We start from the raw sequence: 17959 nt of genomic DNA on the forward strand, positions 1-17959 counted from the left end.
ATCCCACTGTCTGCATCCTCGACGGCGAATCCGACGAAATCTGAATTTTGAGGAAGTAGTCAGGATCGGCAAATTGCGTGCTTTTCAATTTTTCTGGTCATTTTCTGCATTGCCGTGCGACAGAAATGGTAGCGGTGGGTTGATCAGACCACGACCGCCAACGATTGGATGATTCAACCAGCGAGACATCGGTGTGAGCGACGACTGGAAAACGATTGTGCGAGAACAGGGGACTGGCGTTTATCGGATCGCCTGGCGGATTCTCGGTAATGCCGATGACGCAGACGAAACCGTGCAGGATGTGTTTCTACAGGCCCATCAGTACAAGTCGCAAAACGACGTCGACAATGTTGTGGGATTGCTGAAACGACTCGCGGTTTGTCGTTCGCTGGACCGATTGCGCCGACGACGCGCTGAGGTTTGTTTGGATGACGTAACGGTCTTTGATCGTGAATCAGGTCCAGAGGATCAAGCCGTTGGCAAGGAACTCGAGTCGATGTTGCGCGACGCTGTTGGGCAATTACCGGGGCGAGAGGCGGAGGTGTTTTGCCTGCGTTATTTCGACGAACTCACGAATCAGCAAATCGCGGACGCTCTTAACATGACCACCGCCGCGGTCGCTACGGCGATCTACAAGGCTCGCACAAAACTCGCTGCCACATTGGCTGACCTCAACGAAGGAGTTTCCTGATGCATCACGAATCGAACAGTTTGAACTTGCTCGGAGATCTGGATGTCCCATTGCGTGAAGCAGTGCAGCGGGTTTGCTCCAATGACGTGCCGCGTGATCGTTTAGAAGCTTGTTTGGAAAGGGTGATGGATGCCGTGCCCAGCGATATTCCATCCCCTGACCGGGAAGCCGTATCCAGAGAACCGACTGTCCATCTTTCGCGAACCAAGAACCGGCGTCGGTGGATCTTTGGTGTGACGACCGTTGCTGCTGCGACGCTGGTATTGCTGATTCATTTCAGCATGACATCCGTTAGCTTGGCCGATGTCGCTCAAGCGGTCAGCCGAAAGCCGTGGATTCACATGACGCTGCGTGGAACGGCCAAAGGGACTGCGGAACGTGAAGAGGAATTTTGGTACTCGCCGATTCGCAACGTGTCGGCAACTCGGCACAACGAATGGACGAAATTCAGTGACCATACTCTCAGGGTCTTCTGTTCCTACGAAGCTACCGAACGCGTGTTGTACCGGGTTCCGGAATTCGACAAAGGGCAACAGAGCCGACTAGCTGATTTCGTCGAAGCCTTTTCCTTGCTGCTAGCGAATGGTTCGGCACCGGACGACCCGCTAGCGAAACTGGAATTCCTGGGAGAGCGTCGTGATGGCTTAACGGTCGAGAATCAAAAAACGCAAAAGGTCACAGAGACTGGTCGCGAATGGCTGGACTACACACTGACGCTAATAATTCAGGGCATGGAGCAGCCGATCAAGGTCTTGTTTCGAGTCGATCCGATTTCAAAGCTGCCGCACCTTGGTCGCGCCACCGGACAGCAAAACGGCCAATCGTTTTCGATGGAGGCTACATTCGATTATCCGGAAACAGGGCCTGAGGACATCTACGCGATGGGCGTTCCTCGAGATGCGAAATTGGTTGATCGAGTTCCGAAGGATGATTTGGCCAGATTGATTGCGGGCGTCGCAGCAGGACGTGTGCGGTTCGACGACTTTCGCGCCGTGGTTGTACATACTCATGGAAAGGGGCCTTCGTGGAGAAACCACCAGGTCGAGGTCGTTCACCGCAAAGGAAATCGCATCCGTCGTGACTTTGGGTTCTTTGAGGTAGACCCAGTCGAACCGCCGCAAGATGCTGACATGAGAAAATGGTGGACCGGGCGCGCGAAAGAAGCCCAGTACCAACCAGCCAGTATTGCGATTGCCGGAGTCGAACGGATGTTCGATGTGCGGACGATCAATCAGCCCGATGGAAGCCAGCGTCGGGAAGCGGTTGCTGGACGACCCCTGGGAACAGGGATTGATGCTGAGCAATGGATACCTTCCTTCTATACGCTCACGCCAGACTACGCAGGTCGTCCTCCGCTGGGCGTCCCGAGCCAGAACAAGGAGGCGATCATCGAGCCCGATCGAGGTGATGGCCCAGAAGGGACCGTGTTGCTGCGAGTTGCTACCAGTGGTCGCTCGGACTCTGCGTCGAATCCAGCGGACAACAAAAAGCGTGCGTTGCCTGGAGGATGGCGATTCTGGATTGACCCGGATCGTGAACACTTGGTGATGCGGTGGGACATGCACGGAATGTCTCATATAGTCGAGTCTGTCGCCCAATCGCCCAAAGGTCGCTGGTATCCAACTCGCGTGCGTCGTACATCTTCACGTCCCAAAGCCGGGGATGACATCACAGAATTCTACGTTGAGTTCGATGTGGAGATTCCTGACGCATTGTTTGATCAGGAAAAGCCATTGCCGGTGGAAGAGCTGTTTCCGAAGTCAAAATAGGCGGCAGGCTCGAACGGCTTAAGGAAATTTCAAAATAGGGCGCACCATCAATCGCTCGACAGGCTCCGAATAGTTTGACATACGGCAAATTTTAAGGGGGAAATTCAGATGACATCAAACACACCCATTCTGGCACTTCGGTTTGCCTTCTTGCTGGCCGTTGCCGTGTTTCTGGTTGTCAGCAAAAATGCGGTGTTTGCTCAGCAGCGATATCAGGCGATGTCGCTGAGCTTGCTGACCGAACTGCCAGAGCGGGACGGGGTTGCATCGCAAACTGCTTCGCAGCAGAAACCAAAGAGAGGCGAGTTGAAGCACGCGGACGAAGCAAGGATCTCGCCGCCGTTTGCCTTCAATCGTGACGACAAATACGCGGCTCCCGATTTCGAGGCATTCTTTCCGGATGATCCAGAGGGAGGAAAACAGCTCGATGCGTTATTCAGCGGCTTGTTGGGTGGACATCACAAGCCGGAAGACGTTTTGGCCGCGATTCGCCAGGGACTCCGGCACACTCAGGTTTATCACAGCCAGGTGTTGGCTCAGGTCGGTGGATTCGTATGGGGCGTCAAACAGCAAAACCCGCAAGCGATCGAGTTGTTGTACCACGCTTCGGACTTTCGCGGGCCAGTGTCAAACGAAGGGATGTATTACGGGCTGACGGTACTGAAAAAACATCCGCTGAATGTCGTCCGAACGCTCGTCAATAATTACGAGCAATATGGTGGCCAGATGCAACGCCGGATCGGCTGGGGGCTGGAGACGTATGGTGGTTCATCGCAGTTTTCTGAAAAACTGGATCAGTTGCTTGAGCAATCGAATAAGCTCGGTGACAACGCTGTGATCGCCGCGTTGGAATTGCACGAAAAAGCCGTAGGTAAGCGATCACCCAGAATCGGCTCGCTTGCCAATCGCGGAAGGTTTGTCGTCGGGTTTACGCACCAAGACGTGCAGGGCGATCAGGAATTGCGTGAGCATCTGGAACGCTGTGTTGAGGCGAAGATGATCCTGTCCTTCGTAACGCGAATCGACCACGGAAAACACGTGGGTGTTTGCCTGCTGCAAGGCATCGGTGCGCGAGATCGAATGATCGAAAAGCTGGACGCCGATCCACGGACAGAGCTCACATTCAACGAGACCTTTTCTCCCATGGTGTTGAAAGTTCGGCAGCTCCGCGATTTAGCAGAGTTTCTGCCCAATGGCCTGCCCAGCGGAGCCAAGCCGCCTTATGCGCCACCGCCAGCGAGTGAGTCCTTCGCGTACAACGCAACCGACGGCTATCGGCCACCAGACTACGAGAACTTCTTCCCCAACGATGAAGCGGCAGGCCGACGACTCGAAGAGCTGTACAAAAACCGAGAGACCACCGAACTGACAGCACGACAACAACTTGAGATCTTCCGCGACGGACTCAAGACAGCCAACAATGGTGCCAGGATGTGTGGATGGGTGGCGTCAATTGCTGGCTGGCCGGAGGACCCGTTAGCGAAAGAGATTTTCTATCACGCCGCCGACCCGAAATCTCCTGACATGCTCAGGCGTTTCGCTGTCGACGCTGGCTTGAGCGGCAATTGGGATATGCCGCCAAACGTTCTGCGATTGTTCGCGGAACTTATCGTAACTGCTCCCCAGGACCCACGATACGCGAACAACCGAAGCAGTGAAATCGCTGGAGTACTGAAGACAGACCATCAGAAACTGGCCGTCGCAGCGCATCTCGACAAAGCTCTTGAACAGCACGAGAACTACCTGCCCGACAAACTCGCCCGGCTTACAGCAGCCTACGAGCAATTGACGCAGCGCAAGCCATCGAGCTACGAAGCGTATGCCGACAAAGGCGACTTCTTCGTCGCGTTCTCGCACAACTCCAACGACTTGCCGGCTGCGGTTTCTGAGTTTTGTGATGAGTTCTTTACGGGCAAGCCGTACTTTGTGCGATCCGTTGTCGGCACAGTCGGGAAGATGCGGTCGACTGCGTTCGCGATCGTGAGCGGGCATCGTGGTATGACGCAGTGCGTGGAAGACTTGTTAAAGAACAAGCAGCTTTCAATCGTGTTTGCTGGACCGTTAACATTGCTCGACGCCTCACCTGAGTGGAAGGCGACTATCCAGGGTGAGACTGCCACAACCTGGACTCCCGAGGAATATGCCGATGCGTTTGGACATCTCTATCGAACGCTGGGCAGCGAATATGCGCACTTTGACGTCAAGCAGATCGACTGGATAGCCGTTGGTAAGGAACTGCTACCTCGCAGCAAAATGTTGAAATCAGGCGAGGAGTTTTGTCTGCTTTGCCAGGAATTGGTTGCCAGGCTTGAGGACAGTCACGCCTACCTAATGCCGGGCAAACTGCAACCGACGTCTGCTCCAGTGCCGCTCTTTGATCCCGGCTTCGCCTGTCTGTTGGACGCCGATGGACGCCCCATTGTGTATCACGTCGATCGTCAATCTTCAGCAGATCAAGTGGGGCTGACAGTCGGCAGCGTGGTAACGCATGTGGGCGAAATTGAGGCTGGCGAGCTGTTGGAACAAATCACAAAACAGACCAAACGCTACTCAGGTTACTCCAGCGATCGATACTTGAAATACCACGCCGCCCAGTGGATTGGCCGGCAGCGGGAGAAGGGTGCGCCGGTAAGACTGCGTGTTATAACCCCCGGCGGTGACGAAGCTGAACTGCGCATGGTTGCAGACCAAGGTGTCCGGTACCTGCCACGCTTGCCCGTTCCGATCGATGACATCCAAGATTCCGCCAGCGTGGCTTGGAAGCGACTCGATGAGGAAACCGGATATATCTACGTTCGTCGGATTCGCAATGACCTGATCGCTCAACTCGACGCGGCAGTCAAGGAGTTGAGCGATTGCGAAGGGTTGGTCATCGATGTGCGAGGAAACAGTGGTGGCGGATTTGATGCAGCACGATCGTTCCGCAACTTCGATCTGACGGATACGGCTGAACCTGATCGCCGCCGGTTTTCGGGGCCGATCGCTGTTTTGATCGACTCGCGATGCATCAGCGCCGGCGAAGGCTGGGCAAGTTGGTTTCGAGCGAACGGCCGCGCCAAGTTCTTCGGCACCACCACGGCAGGCGCCTCGTCTCGAAAGAAAACCATTGACGTTCTCGGCGGCGCGTACCGCGTGATCTACAGCGTCAAACCCTATCGCGGTTTCCTTGACCGTCCCATCGAACGGCTAGGCATCGAACCCGATGTCGTTGTGCATCACACGGCGGAGTCGATCTCACAAAGTAAAGATCAAGTTCTCATGGCGGCCCGTCGGTATCTTGCAAAAGAAAAAGAATAGTTCCCTTCGCGATTTGTGACCTACACGAAAGAATGGTGTAAACACGGCATGAGAATCGCTCAACGACTCACACCGACGCTGCTCTATTGGCTACTCGTTTGCGTGGCCTTTGGACTTGGTTTGGCCGTTCCCGCAATTCTCCAGTGGACGGGAATGCAGCAAAGTCGGACGCCGCCGCTCGTTCCTGCAACTGCCATCGCTTTCGTCATCGCAGGTCTGGCGGTTTGCCTCTCGCTCCCCTACCTACCGATCCAACAAAGCGAACTCGATGCCGAACCAAGTCGACCGATTCGTTTTGACTTGCGCACGTCGCTATTAATGACGATGGTAGCGGCCATCATCATCGCCGCCCTCGTCAAATTCACGACCGTGGTGAGCGGTGTGCTGTTCGTTTCCGCGTTGATCTACACAATTCGAGTCGCCGTGCGAGATTCTCGCTTTCGCTTGCCAATCGGCGTACTGTTTGGCTGCATGTATCTTCCATATGCATGGCTCGTTGGGCACATGGAGCTTGGTCGGTTGTGGATCGCATTGCTGTGGATGCCCAGCGCGATGCCAACGCTACTCCCCGCAGGATTTATCTCGCACTTGTTGGGGCAGCGAATGCCGGAGGCCTTCTGGCTAGCAATTTTGCTGACAACCACCGAGCTGCTCGTCGGGACATGGATCATCCGGCTGGGTCCCAAATGCACGATCACGTTTCTCGTCTTCGTCTTGCTCACTGCACTGTTCAGTTCGTTCGCGTTTCGCTGCGCGGTGCTGGCGTAGAAACGGAAAGGCAAAATAGCCTCGAGTTGGCAAGGAGTTTTGGCGAAACTCCGGTGGGCGAGCCGAGCTGTGCAGATGTCTTACCTGACAGTTTCAGAAGTTTTCTGACAGAATGCTGCTGGGGATGTGTTAGTCCCTGTAGGAGACCATTTTGTGAGCGAATTCCCTGAAACACGTGACAGCCTGCTGGTGCAGGTTCGAGACCCCGGAAATCGGGATGCGTGGGAGCGGTTCGCCTCAATTTATCGGCCCGTCATCGTGCGAATCGCTGTGTCGCGCGGATTGCAACACGCGGACGCGGAGGATTTATCACAGCAGGTGTTGATGGCGGTCGCGGGGGCCGTCGGTGATTGGGAACAACGTGACGAGTCGATCAAGTTTCGGCATTGGCTCAGCCGTGTCACGAAGAACGCGATTCTGAATGCCCTGATGCGGACGCCCAAGGATCAAGCCGTGGGCGGGTCGTCGATCGAGAATCTCTTGCAGGAAATCGTGGATCCCGATGGAGCCACGACGGAGCTGATTGAAACCGAGTATCGCCGCGAACTCTACCAGCGAGCCGCAAAAACCGTACGCGTTGAATTTCGCCCCGAATCATGGCAAGCATTTGAAATGTCGGTTTCGGGCAACGTGTCGATCGAAGAAGTCGCCAAAGCGTTTGGCAAAAGCATCGGCGCAATCTATACCGCTCGCAGCCGAATCATGTTTCGACTCAGCGAACTGATCTCAGAACTTGAGGAACAGAATCAATGACCAACACACAATCACTGTGCATCACGCCCGACTATTTCCTCGCGTTCCTACGCGGGCGGCTCAGCGATCGTGAAGAAAGCGAATTGCAATGTCACCTGGATACGTGCGAGTCGTGTCGACTGCGATTGGAGACCACAGCCGCCGACGCGCCTGCTTGGAAAGAAGCTGAGCGATTCTTGGGAGCAACTTCCGAGCGACATTCCGATGACGATTTGTCGGTTGATAGCGTGAGTCGGACGTCACTACAGATCGAACAAGTACTCCAGTCGCTCGCCCCCACCGACGACCCACAATCGCTCGGTCGCATTGGCGGCTATGAAGTCACGGGGGTGATTGGCGCGGGCGGGATGGGCGTGGTGCTGAAAGCTCATGAGCGGGCGCTCGATCGCATTGTGGCCATCAAAGTGATGGCTCCCCATCTCGCCAGCAGCGGGTCGGCTCGCAAGCGGTTTGCTCGGGAAGCCAAAGCGGCCGCAGCGGTCATCCACCCCAATGTGATCGCCATTCACGGCGTATCGAACGAAGGTTCCCTTCCGTATCTGGTGATGCCATTCGTGGGCGGCGATTCGTTGCAAAAGCGACTGGATCATGATGGTCCACTAACGACGACCGAAGTGTTGCGAGTCGGCAGTCAGATCGCCGCTGGTCTGGCAGCAGCCCACGGCCAAGGTCTCGTTCACCGTGACATCAAACCCGCCAACATCTTGTTGGACAACGGGGTCGAACGTGTCTCAATCACTGATTTTGGACTCGCCCGCGCCGTCGACGACGCAGCGATGACTCGCACCGGTGTCATTGCTGGCACCCCGCAGTTCATGTCCCCCGAACAATCGCGAGGCGAATCCATCGACCACCGCAGCGATCTATTCAGCCTTGGCAGCGTGCTGTACGCATTGTGTACCGGACGCGCTCCCTTCCGAGCGGAAACAAGTTACGGAGTCCTGCGCCGCATCACCGATGACGAGCCAAAACCGATTCGTGAAATCAACGCTGACATTCCCGAGTGGTTGTGCGCGATCATTAGCAAACTGATGTCAAAGCTGGCCGAAGACCGCCACGCATCAGCGGACGAAGTCGCCGAACTACTCGAAGACTGCCTCGCCCACGTTCAGCAACCAACGACCGTTCCTTTGCCGAAAGCGATGGAGATGAATTCGATGCAAAATCGCATGAACTTAGTTCCGAGCCAAAACAAGCCTGCGTTTCTTTCAGTGGGCCTGGCGTTGGCAATTATCCTGGCGATCTTTATGGCGTTTAGGGTAATTGATGGGCGATTCAGTCCGTTACCGGTCGGTAACTCAGTTAGCAACAACGTGGAGAGCAAGGTGCGTCGGACAAGTCCCACCGGCGCACATATTGGTACCAACACTGCTTCTGTTGTGGTGGGGCATGATGAAATCGACGTGCACTATGTCGTTTTCTATGCTGGGAACTTTCAAACTTCATCCAGTGGAACGCATAATACGCAAGGAATGTCTTGGGTAGATCGTGGCAGCATTCGGCTAGGGAAAGATCGTTCGTTCGGATACTATCGCGAGTCTACAGATCCTTTTGATTTAGCGATCAACGGTGAGGAATTCGACCTTCGGCAAGGTCGGGTGCTTGAGCTGACTGATGAAGGAAACGTACAGCAAATCAAGCTGTTTCCTTCGTTACAGGATGCGTCGCAACCCGCCCGCGTTGCGGAACTCATTGACCAGTCGCGTCTAAGCAATGAAGAACCGATTACCAACGACAAACTGCGCGAGCAACTTGCGGTAGTCGAATCTCAATTGGCTGATTTGCTAAAAACACACGCGCCGACACATCCACTGGCAGTGAAAATTTCGCGTTCTATTATTGAACTGAAGAATGAAGTGGGCGAGGAGTCCCCCAAAACATCTACTCAGCTTCGCCCGTTTGACAACTGACGCGAATCGTCATTCCGCTCCAGCAATTTCGATCTAAAAGGACTTTCGATGAACACGAATACCACGAGGCGGCAAGTGCTAACTGCCGCCGCAGCTTCGCCCCTCTTATTGCCAACGGTTGCAATGGCAGGATCAACAGAGGCGGAAGGGCTGACCGTAGCAACGGGCCAAACCGACGATCGAAACACTGGACGGTCGGGGTATTCCGTCGATATGCTCGTTCTCGACTCGAAAGACTTGTCGCCAGTCGTTGGTGCTTCCGTCGAAGTGACATTGATTGGTCCAGATAGCGGAGACGGCGGTTTTGCTGCCTTCGCGACGAACATGATGGGAATTGCAACAATCAACGAATCGCTTTGGCCCGGCCGATATCAAATCAACATTAAGGCACCGCAAGGATCCAATCTCCGGGACGCGGAATTTGCCACGCCGGAAACATTGCTGGTGGTTCTTAAGGACGGCTCCTACTCGCCGCGAGAATTTCGACTTGCTTCCAAGTGAACGTACCCGACGGAAGCGTTCCACTGACTTCAGACGGCTGAAGTGTTACGGAAATTCCTGTTTATTCGTGCAAGATCAGCGATCGGAGTTATGGATCGTGAAGGCTCTCGGAGTCGTTGATCCCGCCGGGGCAAGCCCGAAGCGGAAAACCAAGGATGAACGAGGGAGAGGGACGCGTTGAGTCAGCGATGGTAGCTGCCAGTTGTTTGCTCCGCCGGGGCAAGCCCGGACGGAAGCATTCGCGCTAAGTATCCGCCTCCCCGCTTCCGCCGGGCTTGCCCCGGCGGAGCCAACGACTCAATGCTGGTGAATCCGCATTGCGCCGCGATACACATGCAAAATCATAACTTTTTGCTCGTTGTGTCAAAGAATGGGGCTGAGTCGCGTATTCTTTTGTAGAGGAATATGCGAGTGATGACACCAACACCTGAAACGAGCGAGAGTCTGCTGATTCGCGTCCGCGATCCTGAGGATCGTGCGGCTTGGGATCGGTTTGATGCGATCTATCGTCCGGTGGTCTATCGGGTTGCTCGGCGAGCGGGCTGGCAGCACTGCGACGCCGAAGATCTGACGCAGCGAGTGATGGTATCGGTTGCCAAAGCGGTGCCGGAGTGGCGAAAGGATCACAGCAAAGGTGGCTTCCGAAGTTGGTTGTACGCGATCGCTCGAAACGCATTGATTAGCACGTTGCGAAAGTCGGGACGTGAGCCAGCGGGCGGCGGCAGTGAGTTTTTACTGCAATCGCAAACAATCGAAGGACCGGCAAGCGAACTGGAGCGTTTGATCGACCAGGAACATCATCGCAGCCTGCTGCGTCGAGCCGCCGAACTGGTTCGCGATGAATTCAAGGACACGTCTTGGCAAGCGTTCTGGTTGACCACGCTCGGCGAACTCTCGGTTCCCGAGGCAGCCGAAAAATTGCAGCTCTCGACCGGCGCGGTCTACGCGGCTCGCAGTCGGATTCTACGTCGACTGCAGGAAGTGGCTGGGCAATACGATCACGAAGAAAAGGCGACGCAATCATGAATCGACAACAGCTTCAAACGCAATGCAACCCCGACGCATTGGAACAGTTTCTCCAAGGGACGCTTGGCGGCAGCGAAGCCGAAGTGCTGGAACTGCACTTGACGCAGTGCGAGTCGTGTGCCGAGCAAATCCAACTTGCCGCCCAACGCGATGTGTCATGGCAGGAAGCTCAAAACCTGCTGGCAGCCGACGAGTACGACAGCCCTGAACAGGTCTCTGCAATCACGTCGCTGCTATCAGGCGAACAGGATTCCATCACCAAGCAACAAACGGCCGACGTGCTCTCTCGCGAGATACGTGGCTGGCTCGATCCAACCGACGATCCGCAGTCGTTAGGTCGATTTGCGGGATACGAGATTGTCGGTATCGTCGGCCATGGTGGCATGGGGATCGTGCTAAAGGGTTTTGAGTCGTCGCTCAACCGTTACGTCGCTATCAAAGTTCTAGCGCCTCGTTTGGCAACGAACGGTAATGCACGCAAACGATTCGCTCGCGAAGCCCAAGCCGCAGCGGCGGTTCGGCACGACAACGTGATCGCGATCCATCGTGTCGACGACTGGCACGGCTTGCCATTCTTGGTGATGCCCTACGTCGGCGGAATCTCATTGCAAAAACGTATCGATACCGAAGGCTCGTTGAACATCGAGCAGACGCTACGAGTCGGCGTACAAATCGCATCGGGACTCGCTGCCGCTCACGCCCAGGGCCTAGTGCATCGCGACATCAAACCGGCGAACATTTTGTTGGAGCAGGGAGTCGAACGTGTTACCATCACCGACTTCGGCTTGGCTCGCGCAGCCGACGATGCTTCAGTGACTCGCACGGGAGTGATCGCAGGCACGCCGCAGTACATGTCACCCGAACAAGCCGACGCTCGGCAGATCGACGCCCGCAGCGATTTGTTCAGTCTCGGTAGCGTGCTTTATGCGATGGCTACTGGCCGCCCACCTTTTCGCGGCGACCACAGCTTTGAAGTGCTCAAACGCATCGTCAACGAGCCTGCACGCCCCATGCGAGAGATCGAAGCGTCAGTTCCCGAATGGTTCGAGCAACTGGTCGCTCGCCTGCACTGCAAATTCCCCAACGACCGTTTTGATTCCGCCGAGCAAGTGGCCGATCTACTCGAAGACTGCCTCGCCCACGTCCAGCAACCAACCACAACCCCGCTCCCCGAAGCCGTCACGAATCCCGTAGCGGAAGTCGTCAAGAGTTTCGGCTCTCGCAGTGCAAACCCCGCATCCGAAAGTCTTGACGACTTCCGCTACCCACCGATCGGCAAACTGATTGCCGCTGCCGCCTTCGGATTCTCGCTGATCTTCGCAGGCGTGTTGATCGTGCTGGAATTGAACAAAGGCACGCTGACGATTGAAAGTAGCAGTGACCAGGAAGTCCCGATCCGCATCATGCGAGGCGACAAAGTTGTCCAGCAGTTGTCGGTCACTGAGGACGGCGTGACAACGCGATTGAAGGCCGGTAAATACATCATTGAGATTGTCCAGGGCATCGACGGCTACCAGCTCACAGGCAACCAAGTCACGCTGAACCGAGGCGAGAACTGGATTGCCAAAATTACGCAGTCGAGGGACGAGGCAAGCCCTCTGAAAAACAATGTTCCATTTGCGTCGCAAGCTGATGTCGAAACTCGAGAGGGATTGCTCGACGGTTCGTTCGTAACCATTCCTCTGAAGCTCGAGTGGCATCCAGAAGAAATGATGAAGCGTAATGTTGGACGTCGCTATCTGACTGTTCTAGCCGACGGAATCATAGCTCATGACACAGCATCAAACGCCATCGCGAAGGTTCAGTGGGGAATTGCCTACGACTGTCGTCTGGAGTCTTACGAAAAGGCGCCTGACGATGGGGCTGGATTTTGGAAGGCGCGGTTGTTCGTTCCCCGCAAAGCGATCTATTCGATCGGGGCGTTGTGGTACAAGGATACTATTCGCACGATGCGCATTGGTGATCGCCACACACCCGTTCCAGCACCCAGTCTGACGCAAGACGATCCGCAATCCGAAATAGAGGAAGCCATAGCAGACGGCCACAGCTTGCGATTGGTGAACGTCGAATTTGAAGCACAAGGCGAATCATCAGGTAGGGCTGCTGACAAAGGTGCCGCCCATCTAAAAAAGTCGCCTAACGTCGTCGTCGTGGGGGGGGACGAGCAGACCCAGAAAGCTGTCCAGAAACGCGTTTTGCAGCTGATTGAGGAAGTGACTCAGCAATGGGGTGGTCCCCTGCAACAAAAGATTCGGGCGGGAGAGCATCCTCCGATCAAGATCGTCATACAGCTCCAGTCGACGAAGGGGCTTGGCACCATCGTTGGAGCCTCCACGATCGTCCATCATGGGACGCTTCCCGAATTGCTCGACACGCATCTCCCCACCTTGATCGTCCGCCTCGTTCTAAATCAACGCATCAACTTTGTCTTGCCCGAATGGTTGAGTAACGGTATTCGCACCGGCATGACGGAGCAGGACTCGGGAAATCAGTGGGCGACCTTGCGACGAGTTCGTGACACAAAGCAGTTGATGCCACTACAGGACCTACTGAAGCACTCAGTCGCTACCGTCGGGCCCAATACTCCGAGCGGCGCGAAGAAGCGTCAAGCTGACGAGAATTTCGTCGCTCAATCAACTGCCTTCTGCCAGTTTTTCGTCGATCTATGGGGAAACGAAGCGCTCGTCCATTTTGTGATCTCGTTGCAAGAGAGCGAAGTGGCTGCTTTAGAGCCTTTGGACATCGACTCGCTCACTGTGTTGGAGCGTAAGTTTCATTCGTGGATTCAGAAGAAAACGCTGGCCAAAGAAGCGGTGTCGAACACTGCTAACCCTCGAGGCGAATCCCAACGTAGCGAAAACGATGGAGCGATAGCCTCAAGCCTAGCACCGACGCTGGCGGAGGCGACGAAGCAGTTTAACGAGCAATCGGCTGAGGATCGTCGAATACTTTTCGATCCGCCGATTCCAGATTTGACCGAGGCGGAATTGCGTGATGGGTTTCGTATCGCATCTCAAGAGTACGATCAAGATGGCGAGCATGATATCGCGAAAGCACTCGCGAAGATCGCAGAAACGGGAAGGATGCCGGAGGGAGTAGGAAGCAATCTGGTTGCGTCTGGAACGGTATCGCGCGACGAAAACGGTGAAATCGAGAATCGACAAATCGTCCCTGGTTTAATCATTCAGCGTGACGCATCATCGCATCGTTTGGTGTTACTGAAATCACTGTCGCTTCGTTATCGAAACGATGGAACATCCTCAACGAAATACGGCGATCAGGGCGGGCAGGTCAGCAAGAGCTTACAGAATGACATTCAAGGAAACTGGATCGTCGAGTCACTCGTTGATGGATTCAAGCCCCATGACGATGAATTGCGACCGATGCGGATGAAGATCGACGGCGACCTCATGCTGGTCACTGTCAATTCAGTAATCTGGGAAAGCCCAATCAGGTTGACTTGGCCAAAGGCTGGGGCGGATGTCCTGTCAGCGAACGCACCTCAGGCAATCGACCTGACGTTTGACCCCAATGGCGAACCGAAAGGGAAGCCGGATCTTTATCAAGGAGTCATTCAGTGCGATGGTGATACGCTGACGATCTGTTTTGCAGAATCGTTTCGACCGAAACGTGTTATTCAAGGCTCAAACGTCTACTACCTGAAATGCCGCCGCGAAAAGGCGCGCAAGAATACCGATAGCGACGACAGTGCCGTTTTTCCAGACGGTTGGAAACCTGGCGAAAACCCTGACGCACTCGCTGCGATGAAGGGTTGGGTGGTCGCCTGGGATGTCCGAGCGGCTCAATCAATTGGGGGTGGGAAGCCAGGAGCCATCTTACGAATGTTTCCAGATGGACGCATTGCGGCTGTCTACGGTGTGAATGCGCCACTGGTAAAAACCCGAGTCTCGCCAAAACAAGTGGAGAAACTTGTCGAAGAATTGAAGCAGCGGGGAAGCAGGCGAGAGATCGACAAGTTGTTTCCAATTAAGAATAAACACCCAATGCTCGCGCAGGACTACGCTGCGCTGCAATCTAATCTGGAAACCACTGCCAAAGAGTTGAACATCGGAGATCCTCTGCCTTACTCACTTTGGGACCAAACGGGCAATCGAGTCACAGTGGTCGACGATGGCGAGTTGTATGACCTGATGAACATAGAGCCGCAACATCCTGAACGTGTCGACCCGGCGATACCAGCGGGGATCGCCGGCTTGTCAAAGGACATGCAGCGTCAACTCCTGGGGTTCGTTTATCTAGCCACTGTCGGCGGGAACGAGGCGTTGTCCGAATGTCTTTCGTTTGCCAGTGCAGAGTTACACGAGCAAGACGAAAACACTCCGATTCAGCTATCAATGTCACATGTCCATTGGTTATCGCGAACACGCACTGGCGTTGAAGCCATGTTTCACTTTACCGCTGACTCAACGAAACTGAGTTTTCCATCAGGCCAAATCCTGGTCAGTCGTGCCGAAGGCGGACGTTGGAAAGTCAAGAATGCCGAGTATTGGCGCGATGCCGAAACATGCGAGCGATGGGGAGAAGACGTTGCAATGACGGAACTCGAAGGCGTTTGGCACCTGGAGTCTGCGGTTGATGCTGATGGCAAGGCACGCAAAATCACCCGGCCCGATCACTGGACGTTTCGTGGCAATCGACTGCACTTTGAGTTCGCAACAGCAGGCCACTTCGCGTGCGATGTGGAGGTCGATCCGACGGCAGGCACGATCCGTTGGCTCCAGGACGGCAAGGACCGATTTAGCAAAGCGGACTACAAGTTGGAGGGAAACCGTTTGACGATCAACGAGCGTCCAACACAGAAAAAGATTCTGCTGCGCGGACGGGCGGCGAAGACCCGGTCGGAGCAAACACAGCCCGAGAAACAAAGCTACGATGGGAAGTCTGCGACGGATCGTTCGGACAACGCCGCTCAAGCACCAAAGAGTGTACCGAGTACCAAATAATGTGCCGGGGGAATTTCTGATCCAGAATTCACTCATGTCTCGAAAGGAGACTTCTGGCGATTTCCACTACAAATTGAGAGAATAATTGGCCCTGCGACGAATTCGGAGAATCTTGCCGCTGTGGTTGACCGAAGACCTCGCCATCTCACTGGACTTAGAAACCAGCTACGAGCAAACCTGTCGCGATCTGCGCATTGCGTAGTCAGGCGAGCAGCAGAAAAACACACCAATCCCAACTCGATGCGTGAGTTTAGTTTCGCTTCCGCCGGGCTTGTCCGGCCGGAGTAACAAGTAGCAGCGACCACCGTCAAGTCCCTTTCGCTAATTCTAAAGCCCTAGAAATAGGGTTGCCCCTGCGGACTCACGTCACTATTCTCTAGTTATCTAGAAAACCAGTCAGGGAGCGAGTGATGGCGAGACCGAATTCGGAGCATCCGACGGAGCTGGAGCTGCAAATACTGAAAGTGCTGTGGGACGCGGAGCCGATGACGGTTCGCCAGGTGCGTGAATCTCTGGCCAATGACGGTCGAAAGCTGGCGCATACCACGTTGATCACGATGCTGAGCACGATGGTCGACAAGGGGCAGGTCGAAAAGCTGAATCCGATGCAAGGTAAGGCGTTTCGGTTCTCGCCGCTGATCGGTCGCGACGATGTCTCCAAGGGTATGCTGGGCGATTTGGTGGAACGAGTTTTCGATGGCTCGGCGGAGGCGGTGATGCTGAGCCTCTTCGATGTGACGCAGTCCGATGAAACGGAGTTGGCGAGCCTTCGTAAGTTGTTGAACAAGAAGATGCGGGAGGCCCGATCATGAGCCAACTATCGGTCGATTGGTCTGAGTTGTCGTTGCAAGGGATGCTGACGTTCGGTCATTTCTTGTGGCAAGGTTGCCTCGTGGCACTCGTGCTGACGATTGTAGAACGATTGTCCTCAATCGTTTTGCGTAGCTCATCAAGTAGACGGTACACGCTTGCTTGTCTCGCCTTCTTCGCTCTGCCGATTTGCGTTGCTTCGACTTTTGCCTGGGTACACAAATCGCGTGGGCCAGTTTTGTTGGTCGCAGGTTCTCCGGTCGAGTCACCGGCAACTCCCGTGGCAAGCGTCAGCGAACCGATCCCGCAAGACAACAGAGCGGACGTTCCGATGCTGCCGGCACCAGCGTTGCCTGCTGAGCCAGAGTCGCCAGTTGCAAGGCCGCTTGAAACACCTAGTCTTTCGGTGACGTCCGTCTCATGGACGCAGCAGATCCAATCGTATGCACCTTCCCTTCTGATCGCCTACGCCATCGGCGTCCTTTTGATGTTGGGACGATTTGGGCTGTCGGTTGTTGGCAGCTCACGGATACGGCGAACGGTTCAACCAAACACGGACTCCAGACTGCTCAAAATCGTGACCCAGCAATCAGCACGAATGGGGCTGGGGAAGCGGCCAAATGGGTCAGGCGTCTTTGTTGACTAAACCTACCTCTGCACCGGAGTGAAGTGGTGCTTCAAAGGGAGATCTTGGGGACACGACACTTTGCCAGCTCTTCCGCATGTAGCTTAACGGAGCTACATCCCTGATTCAACAAGAGTCGCCTGCACCGAAGCCTCGACGGCTTGGGTTTTGCCAGGTCTGGCGGCGTTTGCGATGAGAAAAGTGCCTGCCTCATCCACGATCGGCCTGTTGGGCCAATGAGCTGAAGTAATTAAGAGGCTTGATCCAAACCGAGTCGCCTTGTATCGATCTTGGAAAAAGCGACCGTGTTCTTCGTCCTCGCGGTTGGACCGCATTGCCACACGCTGGCACAGCAACCGCATCCACCAACTCAGATCACTCAAACGACGCCGAATCTCTTCACGCTTAATCGGACAACCGGCGATGGAGTTGATCTCCGGCTGGGTCGGTTTCATCGGCGAACCGTCCGCCTTGCGATGGTCAAAGTTCTTCCCAGAGACAGGATCAACGCCCATGAGAAAGCACCGTCTGACGGTACGGCTAAACACGTGTCCGACCGCGACTTCGCCCGGATCAAAAACTTCCGCTCGACTCATCCGTGCCATCACGCACCTCATTGGCTACCAATTCAGCAATTTCGACGTCGTCATGACTTCCGTCACAGGATGCCAAGTCAATTGCCTCTGCGGTGCTATGTCCCCAAGGTCTCTCCTCATCGAAACACGATGCGTGAGCGAGGGATGAGCCAATATCAATTATCCCTCGCTGACGCATCGGGTTACGAGAAAAGTGCAGTCTTCAAAATGCGTAAGCGAGGGATACTTAAAAAAGAATGAATGGCGTTC

11 protein-coding genes are annotated in these 17959 nt (G+C 55.0%); 10 read left to right on the plus strand and 1 reads right to left on the minus strand.

Features of this window, described 5'->3' with window-relative positions; all coding sequences use genetic code 11:
* Positions 1 to 193 precede the first annotated feature (193 nt).
* From Pla100_RS04840 to Pla100_RS04885, 10 genes are all read left to right on the plus strand, one after another.
* Complete coding sequence (locus Pla100_RS04840) at positions 194 to 691, plus strand: RNA polymerase sigma factor (RefSeq protein ID WP_197167693.1); 498 nt, start codon at positions 194 to 196, stop codon at positions 689 to 691.
* The gene (locus tag Pla100_RS04845) at positions 691 to 2460 is read left to right on the plus strand and encodes a hypothetical protein (RefSeq protein WP_146576447.1); all 1770 of its coding nucleotides are present in this window, start codon (positions 691 to 693) and stop codon (positions 2458 to 2460) included. The genes Pla100_RS04840 and Pla100_RS04845 overlap by 1 nt, the downstream gene beginning before the upstream one ends.
* A 108-nt stretch (positions 2461 to 2568) precedes the next feature.
* A complete protein-coding gene (locus Pla100_RS04850) occupies positions 2569 to 5757 on the plus strand; it encodes a S41 family peptidase (protein WP_146576448.1) in 3189 nt (1062 codons plus the stop codon).
* A 48-nt stretch (positions 5758 to 5805) separates the two neighbouring features.
* Positions 5806 to 6525 (plus strand): hypothetical protein, encoded by a 720-nt coding sequence (locus tag Pla100_RS04855; RefSeq protein WP_146576449.1) that lies wholly within the window; start codon positions 5806 to 5808, stop codon positions 6523 to 6525.
* 153 nt (positions 6526 to 6678) lie between these two features.
* The gene (locus tag Pla100_RS04860; RefSeq protein WP_197167694.1) at positions 6679 to 7278 is read left to right on the plus strand and encodes an RNA polymerase sigma factor; all 600 of its coding nucleotides are present in this window, start codon (positions 6679 to 6681) and stop codon (positions 7276 to 7278) included.
* Positions 7275 to 9188, plus strand: a complete 1914-nt coding sequence (locus Pla100_RS04865; RefSeq protein ID WP_146576451.1) for a serine/threonine-protein kinase — start codon at positions 7275 to 7277, stop codon at positions 9186 to 9188. The genes Pla100_RS04860 and Pla100_RS04865 overlap by 4 nt, the downstream gene beginning before the upstream one ends.
* 123 nt (positions 9189 to 9311) lie before the next feature.
* Complete coding sequence (locus Pla100_RS04870) at positions 9312 to 9689, plus strand: hypothetical protein (RefSeq protein WP_146576452.1); 378 nt, start codon at positions 9312 to 9314, stop codon at positions 9687 to 9689.
* A gap of 414 nt (positions 9690 to 10103) precedes the next feature.
* A complete protein-coding gene (locus Pla100_RS04875) occupies positions 10104 to 10715 on the plus strand; it encodes an RNA polymerase sigma factor (protein WP_186775516.1) in 612 nt (203 codons plus the stop codon).
* Positions 10712 to 15679, plus strand: a complete 4968-nt coding sequence (locus Pla100_RS04880; protein WP_146576453.1) for a protein kinase domain-containing protein — start codon at positions 10712 to 10714, stop codon at positions 15677 to 15679. The genes Pla100_RS04875 and Pla100_RS04880 overlap by 4 nt, the downstream gene beginning before the upstream one ends.
* Positions 15680 to 16089: 410 nt before the next feature.
* A complete protein-coding gene (locus Pla100_RS04885) occupies positions 16090 to 16491 on the plus strand; it encodes a BlaI/MecI/CopY family transcriptional regulator (protein ID WP_146576454.1) in 402 nt (133 codons plus the stop codon).
* 736 nt (positions 16492 to 17227) lie between these two features.
* Here the strand turns inward: Pla100_RS04885 and Pla100_RS04890 are convergent.
* Positions 17228 to 17719 carry a hypothetical protein gene (locus Pla100_RS04890; protein ID WP_197167695.1) on the minus strand — a complete coding sequence of 164 codons (492 nt, stop codon included), beginning with the start codon at positions 17717 to 17719 and terminating at the stop codon, positions 17228 to 17230.
* Positions 17720 to 17959: the final 240 nt, after the last annotated feature.

This window comes from Neorhodopirellula pilleata, assembly GCF_007859915.1.
Classification (GTDB): domain Bacteria; phylum Planctomycetota; class Planctomycetia; order Pirellulales; family Pirellulaceae; genus Rhodopirellula; species Rhodopirellula pilleata.